Here is a 21,264-nt window from a genome sequence, read left to right on the forward strand (position 1 = left end):
GGCCTATCCCATCGGATCGTCGGCGGTGGGCTCCACGACGTAGCCGAACGGCGGCGTGTAGCGGCCCCACCGCGTGCAGTCCCAGCCGCCGTCGGCACGGGGCACCAATTCGATCGTCTCGGTGTTGTCGAGATGGTTGTTGGTCGTGAACGGCGGTGCCACGCCGCCGATTGCCCGCGCCGCCAACCGCATTGCCGCGCCGTGGCTGATGAGCAGGATGTCGCCGGGTTCGTCGTCCGTGGTCAGATAGGTGGCCCGCAGTTCGTCCAGCACCGGCAGATAGCGATCCAGTACTTCCCGGCCCGATTCACCGCCGGGCACCCGCTCGTCCAGTTCGCCGAGGTGCCAGGCGCGGTAGATGCGCTGGAATTCGCGATGCACCGCCTCCGAGGTCTCGCCCTCGAAATCACCGACCTGCACCTCGTGGACGCCGTCGACCACCTGGGCGGGCACGCCGGTTACCGCTTCGATGTGGGCGGCGGTCTGGCGGGCCCGCAGTGCGGCCGAGCAGAACAGCCGCCGCGGCGGCGCCGTCAGACCGGCGGCGAACGCCTTCGCCTGTGCCGCACCGCGTTCGGTGAGCGGCAGGCCCGGAACCCGGGTATCGAGAATCTTCGCGACGTTGCCCTCGGTTTCGCCGTGCCGCACCAGGATCAATCTGTTCACAGGTCGGCCACCCCCTTCTTCAGGTCGGCCAGCCAGGCCGCGGCGGGTTCGTCGGACGGCGGCGCGGTGCCGCTGGGCGAACTCGCGGGCCAGGAACCCAGGTACCGGATTCGGCCGGCGGTGCGATGCAATGCCTTGAGCGCCTCGGCGACCGCGGTGTCCTCGATATGACCGACACAGTCGAGGTAGAAGCGGTAGGTGCCCATGCCGGTGCGGGTGGGCCGGGATTCGATTCGCGTGAGATCGACCCCGCGGGTGGCGAATTCGGCGAACACCCGCATCAGCGAGCCGGGTTCGTTCGGCAATTCGAGGATCACCAGCGAGGTCCGGTCGGCCCCGGTGCGCGGCGGTGCCGTGCGCGGGCGGGTGACCAGGACGAATCGGGTGATCGCCTGATCGTGATCGGCCACACCCGAGGCCAGCACCGCCAGGCCCAGCCGCTGCCCGGCCAGCGCGGTGGAGACGGCGGCATCGGCGTGACCGCCCGCCACATCCTCGGCCGCGGCGGCATTGGAGGCCGAGGTGTACAGCTGTGCCTGTGGCATTCGGTGCGCCAACCACATTCGCACCTGCGCCGCCGCGACCGGATAGGCCGCGACGGTCCGCACCTGCGACAGTTCGACGCCCGGGCGCGCCACGATCGTGAACGCGACATCCAGTTCGGTCTCGGCCACGATCTGCAATCGGGGACCGACCGCGAGGGAATCCAGCGTGGCCGAGATCGAGCCCTCGATCGAGCTCTCGATCGGCACCACCGCCCCGTCCACGTCACCGGACCGGATCAGCTCCAGCGCGTCACCCTGACTGGGCGCGGCGACGCGTTCGACCGGACCGTCGAAGACATTCGAGGACTCGAGCTTGGCGAGGGCCATCTCGGTGAAGGTTCCCGACGGCCCGAAATAGGCGATACGCGGCACGGATACGACATTACTGGGCGGTCGCGAACAGTCCGGAAGTTTGCGGGTTGTCAGGGCGCGAGGACGGCGAGGCCGCGGGTCAGCGCGTCGGGCGAATCCGACTCGACAGCCAGCAGTACCTCGCGCAGGGCCGCGATCGCGGGCGGTGGCAGGCCCCGCAGAAAATCGACGTCGGGGCTGGTCAGGGCGGTGCGGATATCGTCGCCGCACAGGGCGGCCGCGGTCGCCGCGACGATGGCCAGGGCGCGTTCGGCCGAATCGGTGCGGGCCACGAATCCGGTGTCGGCATGGGCGATGCCGGCGAGGAATGCGGCGATGTCGGCATCCGGTCGGTCCAGCTCCAGCAGCGGCACCGTCACCGTCGCCGACACCGGCCGTACCAGGCCGTCCATCAGGTCGGCCCGCGTCGGCACGGGCAGACCCAACGACAAGGGCACCGGATCGGAAACGGACGGGGAATCGTGCGGCACGTTTCCACCGTAGCGATCGAAACGCTTGCGCAACCCCGCCCGGTCACTTAGCTTAGGTTTACCTAATTCCCAGTGCACCTTTCGGAGGTACTGCATGCGCCGCACGACAACGACCGTCGCACCGTCGACCGCCGAACGCGTCCGCAGCGCATGCGCCCACGCCGATCAGGCGATGCTGGCCCTACCGGGCATCGACCCGGTCCCGATCGCGCTCCATCATCTGCGGGACTGCGGCGATGCCGTCGTGACCGTCGCGCTCGGTTCGCCCGCGGTGCGTGCGGCCGGTGACATCGCCGGTTCCCCGGCGGTGCTGGAACTCACCGATCACGCCCCGCTGACCCTGCGCGAGCCCGTGCGCGCCCTGGTGTGGCTGCGCGGGCGGCTGCACACGGTGCCCGACTACGCCCAGCGCGCGCTCGCCACCGAGGTCGCCAAGGAATACGCGCACCCCGCGCTGCTGGATGTCGGGCACACCACCACCCTGCTGCGGCTGGTCCTCGACTCCGCGGTGGTGGCCGACTCCAGCGGTGCCGCGGCCACCTGCCCGGAGCAGCTGCGCGCGGCCCGGCCCGACCCGTTCTGGGAACTCGAATCGGCCTGGCTGCAGCACATGGACGCCGACCACGCCGACGTGATCGCCCGCCTGTCCCGCCACCTACCGGTCCGCCTGCGCGGCGGCGCCGTCCGCCCCTTGGCCATCGACCGCTACGGCGTCACCCTGCGTGTGGAAAGCCCCGACGGCGACCACGACGTCCGCCTCCCCTTCGAATCCCCCGTCGACGACATCCAATCCCTCAGCCGCGCCGTCCGAATCCTGGCCGGCTGCCCCTTCCTCCACGGCATGCACCGCGGCTGATCCCGGCCGAAGCACGCCGGCGTCAGCGAAAGACGACACACCGGGACCAACGAAAGACGACACACCGGGACCAGCAGGGACGCGGTGCGCTGGGCTGTGCCGTTCAACGTTGCCTGCCCGCCGCGTGCACATCCCCCTTTCGCGTGCCTTCGGCCGGAATCTCACGCGAGGCCCCAGCCGAAAACACGCCGGGACCGACGAGAAGGGGAGGGAACCAGACGCCGCGCAGAGGCCGAGCACCGCGTGAAGGAAGGAGCAAGCCGGGCGCCGCGTCGAGGGAGAGCAAGCCGAGAGCCGCGTGGAGGAAGGAGCAAGCCAGGCGGTGCGTGGGGAAGTGCGAACCGGGGCGAGCGAACCGGAGCGCCACGTGGAGGGAGAACGAACCGGGCGTTGGTAGGAGGAGCGAACGGCGTGGGCGTGGGGAGATCCCTGCGGGAGGGGGTGGGGTGGGCGCATAGATTGGCGGGCATGGTTTCTGCTGGGGGTTCCGCGTTTACGTGGCCTGTGCCCGCGTCCGATCGGGCGCGGTTTGCGCTGCGGGTGGAGATCGTCGTGGTGCTGGTCGTCACGTTCGGGTTGAGCGGGGCGAGTGCGGCGTTGTCGCTCATCGAGAGCGCGCTGTCTCCCGGTGGGGTGGGTGGGCAGACGGTGGCGCTGAATCCGTCGCGCGCGGCGCAGTCGACGATCGATCTGCTGTTTCAGCTGTTGAGTGTGTTGCGGCTGGTGGGGTGGGGGGCGTTGGGCCTGTATCTGTTGTGGCGCAGCGGGATCGGGCCGCGGGTGGTAGGGCTGGCACGAATTCGGGTGCGCGGTGACGTGGTTCCGGCGCTGGTCCTGGCGGCGGTGATCGGACTGCCCGGGCTGGGGCTGTATCTCCTCGCCCACGCGCTCGGGATCAGCGTGACGATCGTGCCGAGTTCCTTGGGCGACCATTGGTGGCGGCTTCCGGTGCTGATCCTGTCGGCACTGGCCAATGCCGTGGCGGAGGAGGTTCTGGTGGTGGGCTATCTGCTCACCCGGCTGCGCGCGCTGGGCTGGACGGCCAATCGCTCCCTGCTGGCCTCGGCGGTGCTGCGTGGCAGTTATCACCTGTATCAGGGCCTAGGGGGTGGGCTGGGCAATCTGGTGATGGGTGTGGTGTTCGGACGGTTCTGGCAGCGCACCGGCCGACTGTGGCCGCTGGTATTGGCGCACGCGACGATCGACACCGTCGCTTATATCGGCTACACGGTGCTGCACGGACACGTTTCCTGGCTGCCGTGAGAAGCGCTATCGAATCGAGATGAACCCGGACGCCGCCGGGATCAGTAGCATCACGGTGATGAACGGCGACGACCCCCAGCAGTTTGCGCGGACGCGCCGGGTGCCGCCGCCGCAGGCCGGACCCGGCCCGCGCCGCACCCCGCCGCCCCCGAATCGGCGCCCGCCCGACGGCGAACCCGCGCGGGTCGAGCCGACCCAGGTCATCCGGCGCGACGGGACCCAGGGCCCGGCACTGGCCTGGTCCCAGGTTCCGCCGACCCGCAACCCGGCCCCGCCCCAGCGACCGCCCGGTCGCGCCGGTGCGCCGCCCCCGCATGCCCCGACGCAGCGACCCGTCCCGTACCGGGAACCACCGCCGCCACCCCCTCCCGCACCACCGCGCCGCCGGGATCGGCCACCGCGCGAACCCCGGATGCGGCGCAAACGGCACTGGGGACGCTGGCTGCTCGCACTGCTGCTGATCCTGATCGTCGCACCGGTCGCGGCCCTGATCTACCTGGACGGCTCGTTGAACCGGATCGCGGTCCTCGGTGACTACCCGGGCCGGGTCGCACAGACCTCCGGCACGAACTGGCTGCTGGCCGGATCCGACAGCCGGGAGGGTCTGACGACCGATCAGGAGCGCGAACTGTCGACCGGCGACCAGAACGACGCCGGTGGCGAACGCAGCGACACGATGATGCTGGTCCACATCCCGAAGTCGGGCCCGGCCACGATCGTCAGCCTCCCGCGCGACTCCTTCGTGCCCATCCCCGGCGTCGGCCGGGACAAACTCAACGCCGCATTCTCGATCGGCGGACCACGGCTGCTGGTGCAGACCGTGGAAACCGCGACCGGGCTGCGGATCGACCACTTCGCGAAGATCGGCTTCGGCGGCTTCGCGAGCATGGTCGACGCCCTGGGCGGCATCGATATGTGCCTGCCGACCGCGATCGACGATCCGCTGGCCGGTATCGACCTGCCCGCCGGCTGCCAGCATCTGAACGGGGCGCAGGCGCTGGGCTTCGTCCGCACCCGGGCCACCGCGCGCGCCGACCTGGACCGCATGAACAACCAGCGGCTGTTCCTGTCCGCGCTGCTGCACAAGGCGACCAGCGCGGGAACGCTGGCCAACCCGTTCAAGACCTGGCCGCTGGCCCAGGGCCTCACCCGCTCCCTGCAGGTCGACAACGGCGACCACATCTGGGATCTGGCCCGGCTGGGCTGGGCGCTGCGCGGCGACGCGATCACGACCACCGTCCCGATCGGCGGCTTCGCCGACACCGGCAGCGGCAACGTGGTGCAGTGGGACCGGGAGAAGGCGGGCCGCTTCTTCGACGCCCTCGCCTCGGACAGACCGGTCCCCGAGGACCTGCTGACGCGGTAACGTCGATCACATGTTCAAACGGACCCGGTCCTTCGCCGACCTGCTGCGTGAACAGATCCGGCACGAGTTCACCGCCGCCCAGCAGTATCTGGCGGGTGCGGTGTATTTCGACGCCCTACGACTGCCCCGCCTGGCCCGTGTCTGCTATGACGGTGCCGAGGACAAGCGTGCCCATGCGCTGCGCATGGTGCAGTACCTGCTCGATCGGGACCTCGAGGTCCAGGTCGGCGGCCTCGACGAGGTGGTGCCGACCTTCGAGAGTCCGCGCGCGGCACTGGAATTCCTGCTCGACCGCGAGCGTGCGCTGACCGAGCAGATCACCGCTCTCACCCGCACCGCCCGCGAATCCGACGACTATCTGGGTGAGCAGTTCACCCAGTGGTTCCTCGAGGACCAGGTCACCGAGGTGGCCCGGATGTCGACATTGCTGGCGGTGTGCGAGCGCGCCGACGGCAATCTGTTCGATGTCGAGCAGTTCGTGGCGCGCGAACTTCGGGTACCGCCGAAACCGGATACCTCGGCTCCGAAAATGGCCGGCGCCAGCACTAATTCGATAAGGTAATACTTACTCGAATAACTTAGGCTGGAATAACTTAGGTTCGTATAACTTAGGCTATACTTGCCTCAATAAGGGTGCACTTGGATGACAGCCTCCATTTGCGCGATTATTGTCATGTCCATGTCCAGCCACCCAGAACCCCCACGCAGCAAGTTCCACTCCCTGCTTCACGATCAGATCCGGCACGAATTCAATGCCGAACACCAGTACATCGCGATCGCAGTGTGGTTCGACAATGCCGATCTGCCGGTGCTGGCGAAGCATTTCTACAAGCAGGCCATCGAGGAACGCAATCACGCGATGATGATCGTGCAGTACTTCCTCGATCGGGATATGAGTGTGGAACTGACGAGCGTCGACGCCGCCAAGTCGAAATTCGAGAACGCCCGCGAGCCGATCGCGCTGGCACTGCAGCAGGAGAAGACGGTCACCGATCAGATCGTCCAGCTGGCCAGCACCGCCCGCGAGGAGGGCGACTATCTCGGCGAGCAGTTCATGCAGTGGTTCCTCAAGGAACAGGTCGAGGAGGTGGCGCGGATGACGACCCTGCTGACCGTCGCCGACCGGGCCGGCTCGAACCTGTTCGATCTGGAGAATTTCGTCTCCCGCGAGATGAGCAGCCCGAGCGACGCCTCGGGCGCCCCGTCCGCGGCCGGCGGATCCGTCTGACCGTGCCATGAACGAAGCTCGGCTCCGAACCCCGGAGCCGAGCCTTCCTAGCGTTTACCCCCGCTGAGGAATGGGGATTTTTCAGAAATGTTCCCGGCAAAATGCATGCCGGGAACAGATGAAGGGCGCACGCGGGAACAGATGAAGGGCGCACGCGGGAACTGACGAGGGCGCACGCGGGAACGGTCGGGATCGCTCGAGATTGCTCGAGAACTGTTGCCGCCGCGCAGAAACCAGTGCCCCCGCGCGGAAACCACTTGGCCCGCGCGGGAATTGACTGGGCGTCAGCGCAATGTCACCTGGCGGGAACGCAGGCCGTCGCGGGAGCGACGTTCGTCCGAGGTGAGCGGGGCGTCGGTGGCCAGGGCCTGGGACAGGCGCGCGCCGAATTCGGTTGCGGGGGCGACCCATTCGCTGGGGTGTCGCTCGCGGTCCAGGTCGAAGACCGGCACCAGCAGCCCGTGGGTGCGGAAGGAGCCGGCGAAGCGCGAGCCCTCGCCCAGATGCAGACCGCCCGCGGCGTGCACGCGGGCCAGGGCCAGCATCAGCGCGTCCTCGTCCTCGGGGCGAACCCAGCGCAGATGCGCCTTCTCCCCGGCATCCACCCACCAGGCCGCGCCGACCGTATCGGCGCCCAGCTCGAGCCGATCCGAGGGCATGATCGCCTCGTTGGCCTGCTCGATCGTGGCGGCCACCTGCGGGTCGGGCTGCACGCCCTCGGGCACCCACCAGTTGAAGTCCTGATGCACGGTCAGATCCAGACCTGCGGCGGGATCGATCACCTCGCCCAGGGCCGGGGCCGAGCCCTCGGCGTCGGCCGCGACAGCCAGCGACTCACCGGGTTCGGCCGCCTGCGTCCACAGAATGGCCGCGGCGAGATCGGCGGCGGGATCCTCGGACTGGAATTGCACCTGGGCGCCGACGAATCCGGCCGGTTCCGCCCCTGCCCGCACCAGCGCGGCCACCGCACCGGGCAGTACGGTGGCGAGGGTGACGGACCGCTCGGCAGCGACGCCGGGCGCCAGTTTCACCGTCGCGGTCGCCGACGGCACGAACTCCCGTAGCGCGACGAGATCGCATTCGGCGGCCAGCCCGGCGAACGGGCGCGTCACGGCCTGCGCGGCCTGCTGCTGCGCGGCTCGGCGCTCGGCGAGGCGCTGGGCTCGGTTACTACCGGGCTTGGGACTGTTGCGCTTGCTCTTACCCACGAACGGTGAACCTACAGTGTCGGGGCGCCCGGCGGACGCAGGGGCACGCTCATGTCACCGCCGTCAGACGGTGGCGAGAACCGCCTTGGTGCGCCCCGGGTGATTGGTGGCGATCCAGCTGACTCCGAGTTCGGCACACAGCTTCACATCCTCCGGATCGTCGACGGTCCAGCAGTAGGTCGCGCGCCCCGCCGCGGCCGCCTTGTCGACCAGATCCGGATGGTCGCGCAAGGTGCGCACCGACGGACCGACCGCGGTGGCCCCCACCGTCGTGGCCGCGCTCCCGCCGAGGTAGCGCGACGATTCGCCGAGCAGCACCGTCGGCAGCAGCGGAGCCGCCCGCCGGATCCGCCAGACCGCGGTCGCCGCGAACGACATCACCACGGCGCGGGAGTGATCGGCCGAGGCCGGGGTGGCGATACCGAAGCGCTGTAGCTCGGCCAGCACCTTGGCCTCCACCAGTGCGCCGTAGCGCACCGGATGTTTGGTCTCGATGAACAGCTTCGTCGGCCGGCTGCGCCAGTCCAGCACGAGGGAGATCAGCTCGCTCAGCGTGAGCACCGAGGCCGGTGCGCCGTCGGCGCCGAAGTCCAACTGCCGCAACTCGTCCAGGCTCATTTCGCTGACCAGCCCCGTCCCCGACGAGGTCCGATCCACCGTGCGATCGTGCACGCACACCAGATGCCCGTCGCGGGTCAGGCGCACATCGCACTCCACCCCGTCGGCACCCTCCTGCAGCGCCAACTCGTAGGCGGCCAGTGTGTGCTCCGGGCGCGTCCCCGATGCGCCTCGGTGCGCGACCACGAACGGTGCGCGACTACCCCGGCTCACTTCGCCATGACCTCCTCGTGCTCGGACGCCGCATCCTTCGCCGATTCCGCATCCGTTCCGACATCATTCCCGACGGCGGATTCGGATGCGCGTTCAGCGCTCTCGTCGGCCGGCTCCACCGGTTCGATCACCTGCACGATCGGACCCACCGCGGGCACCCACCGCTTCGGCTCGCGGACCCGGCCACGCAGGTCACGGCCCTCGCACAGGCGCACCACCCACAGCGACAGCGCGGCGACCGCGGCGGCCACCAGATCGGTGTAGACGGTGAATATCACACCGTCGGCCTCCGCCTGCAGCGATCCGGCGGTGTGCCAGCCCAGGGCCGCAACCACCATCGCGCCGTTGAGAATCCAGGCGCACCACCAGATTCGCACCGCACGCAACGCCCGGAGATCGCCGCCGCGCCGAGTGATCAGCTCGGTCAGGAAGACTCCCGGCCACAGCAGATTCACCCCGGGAATCAGGCAGCCGCACAACAACATCGGCAGCGAGCGGGGATCTCGCTGTCCGGCCCCCGCATAGGCGGCGACCCGGCTGCGGCGCAACCAGCCGACCGCCGCTATCGCCGTCGCCAAGGCGGCGGCCAGCGCCAGCGCAGAGGTCAGGTAGACCGAGATGTCGGAGATCAGCAGCACCGCCGGATGAATCAGCCGAGTGCGATTGCGCAGCAGGACGAGATAGCGGCCGAGTTCGGCGATCGCGGCCACCGCGAACAGCACCGACGTGAGGATCAGCAGTCCGGTGATCCGTTCGGTGAGCCAGGCCAGCGGATCGCGGCGACCGGCGACCGTGGCCGCGGGCGGCACATCCCGCAGGCCCCATCGCGGAATCTCGGTGTAGCGCGGCGTCGCCCGGCCGGGGCGCGCGGCCGGGCGGGCCGATCGACCGTCGCGCGGACGTCGGCCGGGTGGCCGCGCCACCCAGCGATAGTTCCGGCGTTCCGGGGGCGCGTCGACCGGGGCCGGGGACAACAGGACGCCGCGGCAGCGCGGGCACCAGTGCATCGGGTTGCCCCGCACCGCCCAGCGGGCGCCGCAGCGGGCACAGGGCTGTACGACCGTACTCACCGGGCGCCTTCCCCCTTCCATCAGTAGATCTTCGCCTCGTGGTCACCCTCGCCGGTCAGCGGCCGGCCGGACTTCTGCCAGGCCACCATTCCGCCCGTGACCTGGATGGCGTCGAAGCCGACGTGGGTCAGGTACTGCACGACCTGCAGGGACCGGCCGCCCTGGCGACAGACGACGTAGATCTGCGAGTCGTAGTCCAGCTCGTCGACTCGGGCGGGGACGTCTGCCATGGGAATGTGCAGGGCGCCGGGCGCGTGCCCGAGCTGCCATTCGTCGTCCTCGCGAACGTCGAGCAGCATGGCGGGCGGCGTCGTCGATTCGTGGCCCGCCGCGGCGCCGAACGGCTCGGCGGCATCGAATTCGGCGGGCACGGCATCGACCGGCACCGACGGAATCTGGGGGCTCGTCACGGTTTCGATCCTGCCACGGGCATCGGATGGGCGGGGAGTTCCCCGCGCTGGCGGACTCGAGGTCGGTTTCGGCGGGACTGTACCTGACATCCCCCTGGGGGCGGCCCCACCTGTGCCGATTGCGATCCGAGTTATCCACATAATCCACAACCTGATCCACAGGGACGGCAAGCAGACCATTCGGTCGTCTGTCAATCTCGGCAACGATCCGGACACGAAACAGGCGGATGACCGATCCGGGACTCCCCTCCTCATCCCGGAGCGATCATCCGCCCGACACCTAGTTGGACGGCGCCTGTCCCCGTTCGGTTCCCATCGGTTCCGGAAAAAACGACAAGTTCTCCTGAGAAACCGAAATCCCTGGCTCTTCCAGGCCGGATGGGTAGCCTGATCTCATGGACGCGCGCAGGGGGTTAGTCGACGGATTGGACATCACAGGCCTGAACACCGCACTCGCCGAGGCGACCTGCCTCGGCGTGACGGCCGATGCGGCCGCCGCGCGGATTCGACTCGAACTGGAGGTGCTGACCCTTCCCACAGATGGCCCGCCGCCCGAGGACCGCCGGGTCGTGCTGACCCTCACCGGTGTCAGCCGGGTGGCCGCCTCGCTGCGCATGCAGCGCTGGGACGAAATCGAGCCTCAGGTCTTCCCGCTCACCCTGGACGGGCTGAGCGAGGCGATCGCCGGCTTCGGCGGCAGTGCATTGCACGGCTGGGAATTCATCGACGTCGACGACAGCGGCTGGGCATTGTGGCGGGAGCTGCTCAGCTTCGACACCACGGTCAGCGACAGCCCGCCGGTGCACGTGCTCGAGTTCTCCCAGCAGGAGGGCGTCGACCCCCGCGAACTCGATGTCCGGGTGTGGTTCGAGGACATCGAACTGGAAACCGCGGACGGCCGCCCGATTCCGTTGGCCGAGTTCATCGCCGGCGGTCAACGCTGGTGGAAGGCCCACGACGCCTGCGACCCGCGGACCATGCTCCCGGACGTCGCCCCGCCTATGTAGCCCTTACGCACCCGAACCGACCGGGCAGCTCACCCCGGTCGCATGCACCGGGCAGTAGCCGCCCGGGTTCTTGGCCAGGTACTGCTGGTGGTAGGCCTCGGCATAAAAGAATCCGGGCGGCACCGAACCCGGATAGGGCACCGCGGGCGCGGGCACCACGCTGATCTCGGTGGTGATCTCGCCGTACCCGGCTGCGGTCAGTCGCTCCTGATACGCGGCCGCCGTCGTCCGCGCCACGTGCAGTTGGTGCTCGTCGAGGGCGAAGATCGCCGAACGATATTGGGTGCCACGGTCGTTGCCCTGTCGCATGCCCTGCGTCGGGTCGTGGTCCTCCCAGAAATGCCTGAGCACGCCCGCGTAGTCGATCACCTGCGGGTCGAAGACCACCAGCACCGATTCGGTATGTCCGGTGCGGCCGGTGCAGACCTCCTCGTAGGTGGGATTGGGCGTGTATCCACCCATATAGCCGACAGCGGTGGTGTACACGCCGTCCAGCTCCCAGAAGTCCTTCTCCGCACCCCAGAAACACCCCATCGCCACGACGGCGAGTCGCAGGTGCTCCGGGAACGGCGGACGCAGGGGATGCCCGTTCACGTAGTGGGTCGCCGGAACCGAAAGAGGATCGCGCCGCCCGGGCAGCGCCTGCTCGCGGGACACCATGGCCGGCGCCGGCAGTCGGAGCCGCCCGGCGAGTTCGTCCAACCAGGACATGCCTCGATCCTACGCGGATTCCATAACCGACCGTTTGGTGTCCACGCAGTGGGAAACCCGCCGAGTGTTGGAATCCGGGGGGATGGAACCCGGTTGCATCCAAGCGGGTGTACGAATGATGGTTGGGTGCACTCGGACACGGGTGCACACGGCCCGACATCATGAGGAAGGGACATCGTGGCTGAGTACACGCTGCCAGATCTGGATTACGACTACGGCGCCCTGGAGCCGCACATCTCCGGGCAGATCAACGAGCTTCACCACTCCAAGCACCATGCCACCTACGTCGCCGGTGCCAACACTGCGCTCGAGAAGCTCGAGGCTGCCCGCGAGTCCGGTGACCACGGCGCGATCTTCCTGCACGAGAAGAACCTGGCCTTCCACCTGGGTGGGCACGTCAACCACTCGATCTGGTGGAAGAACCTGTCCCCCAACGGCGGCGACAAGCCGACCGGGGAGCTGGCCGCCGCCATCGACGACCAGTTCGGCTCGTTCGACAAGTTCCGTGCCCAGTTCACCGCGGCGGCCAACGGCCTGCAGGGCTCCGGCTGGGCGGTGCTGGGTTACGACACGCTGGGACAGAAGCTGCTGACGTTCCAGCTGTACGACCAGCAGGCCAATGTGCCGCTGGGCATCATCCCGCTGCTGCAGGTCGATATGTGGGAGCACGCCTTCTACCTGCAGTACAAGAACGTCAAGGCCGACTACGTGAAGGCGTTCTGGAACGTCGTCAACTGGGCCGACGTGCAGGAGCGTTTCGCCCGCGCGGTCGCGCAGGGTAAGGGCCTGATCTTCGGCTGAGACCTTCGGCGAAGACCGTCGCTCTCGGGCCCGGGAACCATGCAGGTTCCCGGGCCCGTTCGTGTTTCGGCGCGGTTACCTGCGGCTTAGCACTCTCTGGTACTTGTGTGCCAGACATTGTTTGCGTCATTCTCGGGTACTCACAGGGCACAGACGGGCTCTTGGAGGCACCCGATGCGCAGCAACGATCAAGTAGGCGTCACGCCGTTCCAGTCCCGCGGGTCGCTCCGGGGTTTCCTCATCTCCGGGCGCTGGCCCGATACCACCAAGGAATGGGCCCAGCTGCTGGCGCTGGCGGTGCGGGTGGCCAGCCTGCCCGGTCTGTTGGCCACCTCGACGGTCTTCGGTGCCCGCGAGGAACTTCCCGACGACCCCGAGCCCGGCACGGTCGGTCTGGTCCTCGCCGAGGGGCCCGTGCTCGGCGACGAGGCGGTCGAACCCGGCCGGTTTGCCGACCATGTGCCGCCGGCCCTGATGATGTTGCATCCACCGTCGGAGACCCGGCCGTCGCTACCGGAATGCACGGGCGCCGCGTCGGGATGCGTGCTGCTGCCGGGTGTTCCGCATCTGGGCCTGGAGCATCGTGCGGCGTGGGTGGAGGCCGAATTGGACGGCACCGTGACCTCCATGGTCAGCCGGGTCGGGGTGGACCCGATCAGCGATCCCGACACCGCGGTTCTGGCCATGCTGCTGGCCGCGTGACGGGTCGGCTGCCACCGCTGTGAGGGTGACCGAAACCTTCGGCGTGGATCGCCAAACTTATTGCGCGCATTGCGATTTCGACGATATCGACTTTGCGCCCACGCGATGCCCCGGGTAGGCTGGGCGACAGCGAAGGGGAGTAGCCCCCAATCGTGTGGTCGACATACTGATCCGTGTCCCGGGTCCGGCCACGCGAACCGGCGCCGCGGTCCGGTGGGTGAGACCTTCGGCCGACGACACACCAACCGATAGTTCGGATGAGTGTCGGCCGAAGGCACCTGTCTTCGGTCGGCAGGCCGAAGACCTGGGAGCCGATTCATGATCGCCACGATATTGCTGAGCTTCGGCGTGCTCTTCGCCGCCGAGCTCGGCGACAAGTCACAGCTGATGGCGCTGACCTTCGCGCTGCGCTATCGGTGGCCGATTGTGCTCGGCGGCATCGCCGCCGCCAGTGTGGCGGTGAATCTGATCGCCGTGGCCGTCGGACATTTCCTCGGGGCCGCCTTGCCGACCGATCTGATCGCGGTCTGCACCGGCGTCATCCTGCTCGCGGTGGGCCTGTGGACCCTGCGCGACGCCCGCGACTCGGAGGCGGACGACTCCCCGGCGGCCACGCCCCCGGCGACGTCGGGCAAGGCCCTGTTCGTCGTCCTGTCGGCCTTCCTGCTCGCCGAACTCGGCGACCGGACCATGTTCGCCACCATCGCCCTCGCCTCGAGTCACGGCTGGCTCGGCGTCTGGCTGGGCTCGGTCGCGGGCATGGTGGCCGCGGGTGGTCTGGCCATCGCCGTCGGCATCACGGTCGGGCGCCACATCCCCGAACGCGCCATTGCGATCGGTTCCGGGCTGCTGTTCCTCTATATCGGCGCCGCCACCCTGCTGTCGGCCCTGGACGCGGGCCGACCGGCGGAGATGCTGGGTGCGGCGGTGGCGCCGGTGTTGGGGGGTGCCGCACTGTGGCTGCGGGCGCGCCGAGCGGCCCGACGGGAGGCGATCGAACCGCAGCGGGTCGAGGTCCGCGGCTGAGGGTCCCGAGAATCAGCGCTTGATGTTGTCTCCGTAGAGTTCGCCGCCGCGGCGGACCATCTCGACGATCGGCTCGCGCAGCGCGCGCAGGCCGTCGAGGTCCTCTTCGGCGATGCGGGCGGTGACCATCGCGCTGATCGCGGCCACCAGTGTCCGAACCGCGAAGCGCTGTTCCTCGGTATGCGCATCGAGGATCTCGGCGAGCAGGTTCACGAACGTCTGCTGCAGCATGGCCCGCCGGGTGATGGCCCTCGGGCCGACCGCGTAGACCTCGACCAGATACAGCCGGGCATAGGCGGGTTGGACCGCCACCCCCTCCAGATAGGCGTGCAGGACGCGATCGAGCCGCTGCTCCCGATCCACCGGCTCCCGATCCACCGACGAGTCCTGTTGTGCGTCGGTCATTTTCGACATGTTGGCGATCAGCAGCTCCACCGCCCGCTCGTAGGCGGCCTCGAAACAGTCCTCCTTCGAACGAAATTGCTCGTAGAAGGTTTCCCGGGACACCCGCGCCCGTTTGATGATGGTGGCGACAGACGTTTTCACATAACCGTTTTCGGCCATCACCTCGGCCATTGCGCTGAGGATGCGTTCGCGCTGGGTGGCAACGACCGTCTCGCGCGGCAGTCCGTGGCGACCGCGAGGCAGCTGACGGGCGGTGATGACCGGCTCTGGCATGCGGCAACTCCGTTGTTAACGATCGGAACTACGTCGGCCGCTTCATTCTGCGCCCAACCGCCATCCCCTGACCGAACTGCCCGGAACGCCGGTTAGGGTGCGTATTGACGGAAGGCCAGCGAAGGGCCGTCACGAACGAGAGGACCATAACACCGTGGAGATTTCGGGCTCCGCCGCAATCATCACCGGCGCTGCGTCCGGTCTGGGCGCCGCGACCGCCAAGCGCTTCGCCGACCTGGGGGCGACCGTCTTCGGACTCGACCTGGAGCAGTCGATCGAGCGAGCCGGTGACAGCGTCCCCGCCGGTGTCACCCTGCTGCCCACCGACGTCACCAGCAACGACGAGGTGGCCGCCGCGGTCGCCAAGGTGGTCGAGTCGGGCGTGCCGCCGCGCATCGTCGTCAACTGCGCAGGCGTCGGCTGGGCCGGGCGCATCCTGTCCAAGAACGGCCCGCACGATCTCGAGCTGTTCCGCACGGTCATCACCGTGAACCTGCTCGGCACCTTCAACGTCATGCGGCTGGCCGCCGACGCCATCGCCAAGACCGATCCGGTCGACGAATACGGCCAGCGCGGCGTCGTCATCAACACCGCCTCGGTCGCGGCGTTCGAGGGTCAGATCGGCCAGATCGCCTATTCGGCGTCCAAGGGCGGCGTCGCCGGTATGACCATTCCGGCCGCGCGTGACCTGGCGCAGTTCGGCATCCGGGTCAACACCATCGCCCCCGGCATCATCGACACCCCGATGCTGGCCGGCGTCACCGAGGAGTACCGCAAGGGCCTGGAGGCCGGGGTGCCGTTCCCGTCGCGCCTGGGCCGCCCCGACGAGTACGCCCAGCTCTCGCAGTACATCGTCGAGCACGACTACCTCAACGGCGAGACCATCCGCATGGACGGTGCCCTGCGCATGGCGCCGCGCTGACATCGGCTCACAGGGTCCGCATCGGTATGCCGGTGCGGACCCTTGTCGTTGCGGCATCGCGGTTATGCGGGGTCGGAGGTGGCCGGGCGCAGCCAGGTGAGCGAGCGGCGGAAGCTGGTGACCGCGGCCTCGACCACGGCCTTGGTGACGAAGTGGCCGAGCGCGGTGACGACGAACAGAACCGCGATGGCGGCCGGCGCCCACGACCAGCTCAGGGCCAGGAGGATGCGGTCGAAGGTGCCGCGGGGCTGGACCACCGGCTCCCAGCTGTTGAGGCGGACCCAGCGGCCGAGGAAGACCCCGATCGCGCAGAGCAGGTGCAGAACGAGCGTGGCGGGTATCCGCCAGCGCGTGCGGCCGATGCCGTCCAGGAATCGCCCGACCTCGGCCAGGGCCAGGTAGTAGGCGAGGAAGCCGGAGCCGATGAAGGCCGCGTACACCGGCAGCACCGTGGTAACCACCGGGCCGTCGCCCATGAAGTGGATGTCGTAGCGCAGATGCACCAGATCGGTCACCACATACGGGGCATTGGGCAGGAACAGCACGAACAGCACCGCACCCGCCCACCACAGCGGCGACAACGGTATCGACCGATGGCCGCGGCGAAAGATCAACAGCGCGAGCGCGACGGGAATCCACGCCAGCACCGTATTCCAGGTCATCCAGAAGTAATTTCGGCGCAACAGGCCCACCAGGCTCGGCGCCACCGCATCGACCACGTCCATGGATCCATCATGCGGGCGTGGACGGGGCGATACCTCTGAAGGATGCCTAAGAAAAATGCCCGCACCGGACACCGGTGCGGGCAGTTCTCGTGTGTCGTCCCTTAGCGGGCGCGCACGCTGGAGGCCTGCGGGCCCTTCTTGCCCTGGGTGATCTCGAAGGTCACCTGCTGGCCCTCTTCCAGGCCGCGGTAGCCGGTGCCCTCGATCTCGGAGTAGTGCACGAACACATCCGGGCCGCCCTCATGCGAGATGAAGCCGTAGCCCTTCTCCGAGTTGAACCACTTCACGGTTCCCTGAACCATCTTTGTCGTCTCCTGACGGGTCGAAATCGGTCGCCACGGGTTCGTGAGGACCGCGGTCGCATCAGACGGCGACTTGCAACTTGCCCGGCAAGAGAAGCGACGCCCGCACAATGTTCCGCGCGAGCGTGTATGTACACGAACACACTAAAACTGCGACCTCCCTGTATAACGTACGCGCGCGGAAAGGGTTCCCGCAGGGGCGCGTACCCATGACCGATGTCACACACAGGCCATGGGTGCGGCACCGGCTAGGCCAGGGTTTTGGTGAGGCGGTCGGCCAGGATCTGGGCGAAGTGCGCGGGATCCTTCAGCTCTCCGCCCTCGGCGAGAATCGCGGTGCCGTACAGCAGTTCGGCGGTCGCGGTCAGATCCTCGGCCTTCCCCGCGTCGGCGGCCTCCTTGTCCTTCGCGTAGGCGTCGCGCAGGCCGGTGACCAGCGGATGGGTCGGGTTGAGTTCCAGGATCCGCTTGGTCTGGGGCACCGGCTGACCCGAGGCGCGGTACATACGCTCGAGCTGCGGGGTGAAGTCGAAGACATCGCCGACGATGCAGGCCGGTGAGGTGGTCAGCCGAGAGCTCAGCCGCACCTCCTTGACGCTGTCCTCGAGCGCCTTCTCCAGCCACTTCAGCACGTCGCCGAACTCCTTGTTCTGCTGTTCGCGCAGCTGTTCGGCGGCCTTGCGCTCCTCCTCGGTCTCCAGGTCGACCTCGCCCTTGGCGATGGACTGGAACTGCTTGCCGTCGAATTCCGGCACCGAGCCGACCCACATCTCGTCGACCGGGTCGGTGAGGATCAGCACCTCGAGATCCTTGGCCTTGAACGCCTCCATATGCGGCGAGTTCTCGATCTGCTGCCGGGACTCGCCGGTCATGTAGTAGATCTTGTCCTGGCCGTCCTTCATGCGTTCGACGTACTCGGCCAGCGTGGTCGGCTGGTCCTCCGAATGCGTCGACGCGAACGACGAGACCTGCAGGATGGTTTCGCGGTTGTCGAAGTCCGACAGCAGGCCCTCCTTGAGGACGCGACCGAACTCCTTCCAGAAGGTCTCGTACTTCGACTTGTCCTCGGCCCCTTGCAGGTCCTTGATCGTCGAGAGCACCTTGCGCACCAGCCGCTTGCGGATCATCTGGATCTGCCGATCCTGCTGCAGGATTTCGCGGGAGACGTTGAGCGACAGGTCCTGCGCGTCCACCACACCCTTGACGAAGCGCAGATACTCCGGCATCAGCTCCTCGCAGTTGTCCATGATGAACACCCGCCGGACATACAGCTGCACGCCGCGCTTGTGCTCGCGCATGAACAGGTCGAAGGGCGCATGCGTCGGAATGAACAGCAGCGCCTGATATTCGAAGGTGCCCTCGGCCTTGAGCGGGATGATCTCCAGCGGATCGTCCCAGGCATGGCTGACGTGCTTGTAGAACTCCTTGTACTCCTCCTCGGAGACCTCACTGCGCGGGCGCGTCCACAGCGCCTTCTGCGAGTTGAGGGTCTGCTCCTCGAGGATCGTCTTCTCCTGCTTCTCCTCGCCTTCGCCCTCGGTGACGGTGCGTTCCACCGGCATCCGGATCGGCCAGGCGATGAAGTCGGAGTACTTCTTGACGATCTCGCGGAGCTTCCACTCCTGGGTGTAGTCGAAGAGGTGGTCCTCCTCGTCGGCGGGCTCGAGATGCACCGACACCGCCGTGCCCTGCGGGGCGTCGTCGAGGGTTTCGATGGTGTAGGTCGAGCTGCCCGCTGCCGACTCCCAGCGGGTGCCGGTGGTCTCGCCCGCTTTGCGGGTGGTCAGCGTGACCTTGTCACCCACCATGAATGTCGAATAGAAGCCGATGCCGAACTGGCCGATCAGCTCCTCGGCCGCTGCCTCGGTTTTCGCCTCCTTCGCCTCCAACAGCTGTTTGCGCAGCTGGGCCGTGCCCGATTTGGCCAGGGTGCCGATCAGATCGACGACCTCGGCGCGCGACATGCCGATGCCGTTGTCGCGGACGGTCAGGATCCGGTTGTCCTTGTCGACCTCCAGCTCGATGTGCAGATCGGAGGTGTCGACATCGAGATCCTTGTCGCGGAACGACTCGAGGCGCAGCTTGTCCAGGGCGTCGGAGGCGTTCGAGATCAGTTCCCGCAGGAAGATGTCCTTGTTCGAATAGACCGAGTGGATCATCAGTTCCAGGAGCTGATGGGTCTCGGCCTGAAACTCGAGTTGTTCAACGTGCTCAGTCACGTCCAGATACTACGAAACCCGGACCTCGAAAGTCCGCCATACCCGGGACCTCGGTATCGGCGCTGGGGGCTCCCGGCCGCGACGGGACCATCCACTCGCGCAGCACCTTGGTCGCGCGCACGTCGTCCTCGTTGTACTCCAGCAGCCGGGTGCGCTGGGTCAGGTCCGGTTCCCCGTCGTAGCCGACCGCCTCTCGATACCAGCTCATCGACGCCTCGCCCCCGGCCTCCGGATCGCGCCAGCTGAATCCGGCCACCGGGGCGATCTTCTTCAGGCCCTTACCGCCCGGGCAGATGAACTGATCGGACACCGCCTGGAACATATCCACCCACTGCGGGCCGTCGACGAATTCGCGCACCTGCTCCTCGGTGGGCACACCGGGCAGACCGGCGAACCGGCGCGCCGACTCGTAGAGCCACTTGTCCTCGGCCGTGCGGGAATAGCAGTAGGCGGCAAAGGTTTTCCCGGCCGCGGCCGCCTCGGCCCGCACACCCATCAGCCAGGTCCAGAATTCGGCGAACGAGCGGGCCTCGTCCGGCGTCGGCAGCGGGTCCCAGGTGACGAACGGGCGGTACACGCCGTCCAGCAGCGTCCCCCACAGGTAGGCGCCGTATTCCTGGAAACTCTCCAGGTCCACATCCACCTCGACATCGGCGCGCTGCACCCGGACGTGGTCGACGCGGCGCACCAGCGGGGCACCGGAGATCCAGGCGCGGGCGGTGACCACCGCCTCGATGAACGGCTCGTACTGCCAGTCGTCGGGATCGTCGCCGATCCATCCGGCCAGATCCTCGACGGTGTCCACGCCGTGGCGGCGCAGCAGTTCCGCCCGCGAACCGGGCGCGACGAGGCTCACGTCGCGGTGCTCGACGAGCCAGCGCTCGCAGCTGGGGGCCTCGGGCGTCGCCGAGCGCGACCACCACGGGCACTGGCGGCATTCGGGCACCTTCGACGGCACCGTCGGCAGTTCGCCGCGCACCACCGCGATGCGGTCGGCGTAGCGGCGATCGTATTCGTCGAGCAGCGGGCCCAGTTCGTGCACGAGGATGCGGTCGAAGTGGTAGCCGATCGCGCCGCCGAGCAGGGCCGGACTCGCCAGGCCGTGCCGCTGCAACATCCGGTACAGGTGGGCCAGGCGCTGCTGGTCGCGCGGCTGGGTGCGGACGCGAACGTGGCGGTCCGGCTGGGGTTTCCACCGATACAGATCCGAGGTGAGCGGATGGAAGTCGGCCGGGTCGGGCTGGCGCGGATCGGTGACCTTGTGATTGACCACGATCACCGGGATGTACCCGCCGCGGTCCAGATCGCGCAGCAGAGTCTCGCAGCCGCCGCGGCGGCCGGTATCGGGTTCCTGCGGCAGCAGTGCGCCCCAGATGCGATGCACGCCCTCCGCACAGGCCCGCATGGTGGCCTCGGCGCGTGCGCTCGCCGGCAGGGTCGGATCGATGATCACCCAGTGCGCCGGATCCGCGGCCACCAGCGTGTCGCGCACCCGCTCCCGGTGCGCGGTGGCGGCCTCGCGCCGCTGTTTGACCCCCGCGTCCTCGGCCACCCCCATCAGCACCTCGGGATGGGTGGCCTCCAGGTGCAGCCGATGTCGGCAGCCGATCAGCGCCCGCGCATCGATGTAGGCGACCCGCTCCTGTTCGACATCGATTGCCGCAGCAGGCTTTTCCACGCCGTTGAGCGGCGCGACCGCGCGCAGATTCGGCGCGTCGCCGGGCACGGCCGCAGCGGAGACGGCGGCCGCCTGCCGCCGAACCCCACCAACGTCACCTTCGCAACCGTCCCGGTCACCGCTGCCCGAATACACGCTATGCAGTATGGCCCCCACCCCCGACAACCCGTCGAACGGCGTCTGGTCGCGCCGTGGGTGAGTACGACCC

The 21,264-nt window shown here is 68.2% G+C and carries 23 protein-coding genes; 10 read left to right on the forward strand and 13 right to left on the reverse strand.

Annotated features, from left to right (window positions below; genetic code table 11):
- Positions 1-3: 3 nt before the first annotated feature.
- From IU452_RS08860 to IU452_RS08870, 3 genes are read right to left on the reverse strand one after another with little or no spacing between them, the layout of a single operon-like run.
- The gene (locus tag IU452_RS08860; protein ID WP_195108468.1) at positions 4-666 is read right to left on the reverse strand and encodes a histidine phosphatase family protein; all 663 of its coding nucleotides are present in this window, start codon (positions 664-666) and stop codon (positions 4-6) included.
- On the reverse strand, positions 663-1,583 hold the full coding sequence (gene pheA / locus IU452_RS08865) for a prephenate dehydratase (RefSeq protein WP_195108469.1): 921 nt from the start codon (positions 1,581-1,583) through the stop codon (positions 663-665). Before pheA ends, IU452_RS08860 begins: the two co-directional genes overlap by 4 nt.
- 50 nt (positions 1,584-1,633) lie before the next feature.
- Positions 1,634-2,053: a hypothetical protein gene (locus IU452_RS08870; protein ID WP_195108470.1), complete on the reverse strand. Its 420-nt coding sequence runs from the start codon at positions 2,051-2,053 to the stop codon at positions 1,634-1,636.
- Positions 2,054-2,147: 94 nt separating this feature from the next.
- Between IU452_RS08870 and IU452_RS08875 the strand changes: the two genes are divergently transcribed.
- The 5 genes from IU452_RS08875 to IU452_RS08895 all read left to right on the forward strand — a co-directional run bounded on the left by IU452_RS08875 (position 2,148) and on the right by IU452_RS08895 (position 6,766).
- Positions 2,148-2,909 carry a DUF2470 domain-containing protein gene (locus IU452_RS08875; protein ID WP_195108471.1) on the forward strand — a complete coding sequence of 254 codons (762 nt, stop codon included), beginning with the start codon at positions 2,148-2,150 and terminating at the stop codon, positions 2,907-2,909.
- Positions 2,910-3,377: 468 nt separating this feature from the next.
- Positions 3,378-4,172, forward strand: coding sequence for a CPBP family intramembrane glutamic endopeptidase (locus tag IU452_RS08880; RefSeq protein WP_195108472.1), 795 nt, complete (start codon positions 3,378-3,380; stop codon positions 4,170-4,172).
- A gap of 58 nt (positions 4,173-4,230) precedes the next feature.
- Positions 4,231-5,538 (forward strand): LCP family protein, encoded by a 1,308-nt coding sequence (locus tag IU452_RS08885; protein ID WP_195108473.1) that lies wholly within the window; start codon positions 4,231-4,233, stop codon positions 5,536-5,538.
- 10 nt (positions 5,539-5,548) lie between these two features.
- Entirely contained in the window at positions 5,549-6,100 is a 552-nt protein-coding gene (locus tag IU452_RS08890) for a ferritin (RefSeq protein ID WP_195108474.1), read from the forward strand.
- A gap of 117 nt (positions 6,101-6,217) precedes the next feature.
- Complete coding sequence (locus tag IU452_RS08895; protein WP_195108475.1) at positions 6,218-6,766, forward strand: ferritin; 549 nt, start codon at positions 6,218-6,220, stop codon at positions 6,764-6,766.
- A gap of 284 nt (positions 6,767-7,050) precedes the next feature.
- Here IU452_RS08895 and IU452_RS08900 read toward each other — a convergent pair whose 3' ends face one another.
- The 4 genes from IU452_RS08900 to IU452_RS38020 all read right to left on the reverse strand — a co-directional run bounded on the left by IU452_RS08900 (position 7,051) and on the right by IU452_RS38020 (position 10,285).
- Positions 7,051-7,974 carry a DUF5926 family protein gene (locus tag IU452_RS08900; RefSeq protein ID WP_195108476.1) on the reverse strand — a complete coding sequence of 308 codons (924 nt, stop codon included), beginning with the start codon at positions 7,972-7,974 and terminating at the stop codon, positions 7,051-7,053.
- A 63-nt stretch (positions 7,975-8,037) separates the two neighbouring features.
- The gene (locus tag IU452_RS08905; RefSeq protein ID WP_195108477.1) at positions 8,038-8,805 is read right to left on the reverse strand and encodes a glycerophosphodiester phosphodiesterase; all 768 of its coding nucleotides are present in this window, start codon (positions 8,803-8,805) and stop codon (positions 8,038-8,040) included.
- Positions 8,802-9,875, reverse strand: coding sequence for a DUF4328 domain-containing protein (locus IU452_RS08910; protein WP_195108478.1), 1,074 nt, complete (start codon positions 9,873-9,875; stop codon positions 8,802-8,804). Before IU452_RS08910 ends, IU452_RS08905 begins: the two co-directional genes overlap by 4 nt.
- Before the next feature lie 20 nt (positions 9,876-9,895).
- The gene (locus IU452_RS38020; protein WP_416382291.1) at positions 9,896-10,285 is read right to left on the reverse strand and encodes a rhodanese-like domain-containing protein; all 390 of its coding nucleotides are present in this window, start codon (positions 10,283-10,285) and stop codon (positions 9,896-9,898) included.
- A 395-nt stretch (positions 10,286-10,680) separates the two neighbouring features.
- Between IU452_RS38020 and IU452_RS08920 the strand changes: the two genes are divergently transcribed.
- Positions 10,681-11,292 carry a hypothetical protein gene (locus tag IU452_RS08920; protein WP_195108480.1) on the forward strand — a complete coding sequence of 204 codons (612 nt, stop codon included), beginning with the start codon at positions 10,681-10,683 and terminating at the stop codon, positions 11,290-11,292.
- Between the two features lie 3 nt (positions 11,293-11,295).
- On the opposite strand, the gene msrA is transcribed toward IU452_RS08920, so the two are convergent.
- Positions 11,296-12,003 (reverse strand): peptide-methionine (S)-S-oxide reductase MsrA, encoded by a 708-nt coding sequence (gene msrA, locus IU452_RS08925; RefSeq protein ID WP_195108481.1) that lies wholly within the window; start codon positions 12,001-12,003, stop codon positions 11,296-11,298.
- A gap of 177 nt (positions 12,004-12,180) precedes the next feature.
- Between msrA and IU452_RS08930 the strand changes: the two genes are divergently transcribed.
- The 3 genes from IU452_RS08930 (at position 12,181) to IU452_RS08940 (ending at position 14,532) form a co-directional block, all read left to right on the forward strand.
- Complete coding sequence (locus IU452_RS08930) at positions 12,181-12,804, forward strand: superoxide dismutase (RefSeq protein WP_195108482.1); 624 nt, start codon at positions 12,181-12,183, stop codon at positions 12,802-12,804.
- A gap of 174 nt (positions 12,805-12,978) precedes the next feature.
- On the forward strand, positions 12,979-13,506 hold the full coding sequence (locus tag IU452_RS08935; RefSeq protein ID WP_195108483.1) for a peptidase: 528 nt from the start codon (positions 12,979-12,981) through the stop codon (positions 13,504-13,506).
- Positions 13,507-13,824: 318 nt separating this feature from the next.
- Positions 13,825-14,532 carry a TMEM165/GDT1 family protein gene (locus IU452_RS08940; protein WP_195108484.1) on the forward strand — a complete coding sequence of 236 codons (708 nt, stop codon included), beginning with the start codon at positions 13,825-13,827 and terminating at the stop codon, positions 14,530-14,532.
- Between the two features lie 12 nt (positions 14,533-14,544).
- On the opposite strand, the gene IU452_RS08945 is transcribed toward IU452_RS08940, so the two are convergent.
- Positions 14,545-15,210 (reverse strand): TetR/AcrR family transcriptional regulator, encoded by a 666-nt coding sequence (locus IU452_RS08945; RefSeq protein ID WP_195108485.1) that lies wholly within the window; start codon positions 15,208-15,210, stop codon positions 14,545-14,547.
- A 154-nt stretch (positions 15,211-15,364) separates the two neighbouring features.
- Between IU452_RS08945 and IU452_RS08950 the strand changes: the two genes are divergently transcribed.
- Positions 15,365-16,132: an SDR family NAD(P)-dependent oxidoreductase gene (locus IU452_RS08950; RefSeq protein ID WP_195108486.1), complete on the forward strand. Its 768-nt coding sequence runs from the start codon at positions 15,365-15,367 to the stop codon at positions 16,130-16,132.
- 62 nt (positions 16,133-16,194) lie between these two features.
- On the opposite strand, the gene IU452_RS08955 is transcribed toward IU452_RS08950, so the two are convergent.
- From IU452_RS08955 to IU452_RS08970, 4 genes are all read right to left on the reverse strand, one after another.
- Entirely contained in the window at positions 16,195-16,857 is a 663-nt protein-coding gene (locus IU452_RS08955; RefSeq protein ID WP_195108487.1) for a DUF1361 domain-containing protein, read from the reverse strand.
- A 101-nt stretch (positions 16,858-16,958) separates the two neighbouring features.
- Positions 16,959-17,159 carry a cold-shock protein gene (locus tag IU452_RS08960; protein ID WP_195108488.1) on the reverse strand — a complete coding sequence of 67 codons (201 nt, stop codon included), beginning with the start codon at positions 17,157-17,159 and terminating at the stop codon, positions 16,959-16,961.
- Positions 17,160-17,407: 248 nt separating this feature from the next.
- Positions 17,408-19,378, reverse strand: a complete 1,971-nt coding sequence (htpG, locus tag IU452_RS08965; RefSeq protein ID WP_195108489.1) for a molecular chaperone HtpG — start codon at positions 19,376-19,378, stop codon at positions 17,408-17,410.
- On the reverse strand, positions 19,371-21,035 hold the full coding sequence (locus IU452_RS08970; RefSeq protein WP_195108971.1) for a TM0106 family RecB-like putative nuclease: 1,665 nt from the start codon (positions 21,033-21,035) through the stop codon (positions 19,371-19,373). The genes htpG and IU452_RS08970 overlap by 8 nt, the downstream gene beginning before the upstream one ends.
- Between the last annotated feature and the right edge of the window lie 229 nt (positions 21,036-21,264).

It is taken from the genome of Nocardia transvalensis (genome assembly GCF_015477765.1).
Classification (GTDB): Bacteria; Actinomycetota; Actinomycetes; order Mycobacteriales; family Mycobacteriaceae; genus Nocardia; species Nocardia transvalensis_A.

Bases quoted from the DNA above. Each gene is read 5' to 3' on its own strand.
- IU452_RS08895 (WP_195108475.1), top strand. From the start codon at position 6,218: ATGTCCAGCCACCCAGAACCCCCACGCAGCAAGTTCCACTCCCTGCTT.
- IU452_RS08920 (WP_195108480.1), top strand. From the start codon at position 10,681: ATGGACGCGCGCAGGGGGTTAGTCGACGGATTGGACATCACAGGCCTG.
- IU452_RS08880 (WP_195108472.1), top strand. From the start codon at position 3,378: ATGGTTTCTGCTGGGGGTTCCGCGTTTACGTGGCCTGTGCCCGCGTCC.
- msrA (WP_195108481.1), bottom strand. From the start codon at position 12,003: ATGTCCTGGTTGGACGAACTCGCCGGGCGGCTCCGACTGCCGGCGCCG.
- IU452_RS08940 (WP_195108484.1), top strand. From the start codon at position 13,825: ATGATCGCCACGATATTGCTGAGCTTCGGCGTGCTCTTCGCCGCCGAG.
- IU452_RS08890 (WP_195108474.1), top strand. From the start codon at position 5,549: ATGTTCAAACGGACCCGGTCCTTCGCCGACCTGCTGCGTGAACAGATC.
- IU452_RS08960 (WP_195108488.1), bottom strand. From the start codon at position 17,159: ATGGTTCAGGGAACCGTGAAGTGGTTCAACTCGGAGAAGGGCTACGGC.
- IU452_RS08885 (WP_195108473.1), top strand. From the start codon at position 4,231: ATGAACGGCGACGACCCCCAGCAGTTTGCGCGGACGCGCCGGGTGCCG.
- IU452_RS08945 (WP_195108485.1), bottom strand. From the start codon at position 15,210: ATGCCAGAGCCGGTCATCACCGCCCGTCAGCTGCCTCGCGGTCGCCAC.
- IU452_RS08955 (WP_195108487.1), bottom strand. From the start codon at position 16,857: ATGGACGTGGTCGATGCGGTGGCGCCGAGCCTGGTGGGCCTGTTGCGC.
- IU452_RS08935 (WP_195108483.1), top strand. From the start codon at position 12,979: ATGCGCAGCAACGATCAAGTAGGCGTCACGCCGTTCCAGTCCCGCGGG.
- IU452_RS08875 (WP_195108471.1), top strand. From the start codon at position 2,148: ATGCGCCGCACGACAACGACCGTCGCACCGTCGACCGCCGAACGCGTC.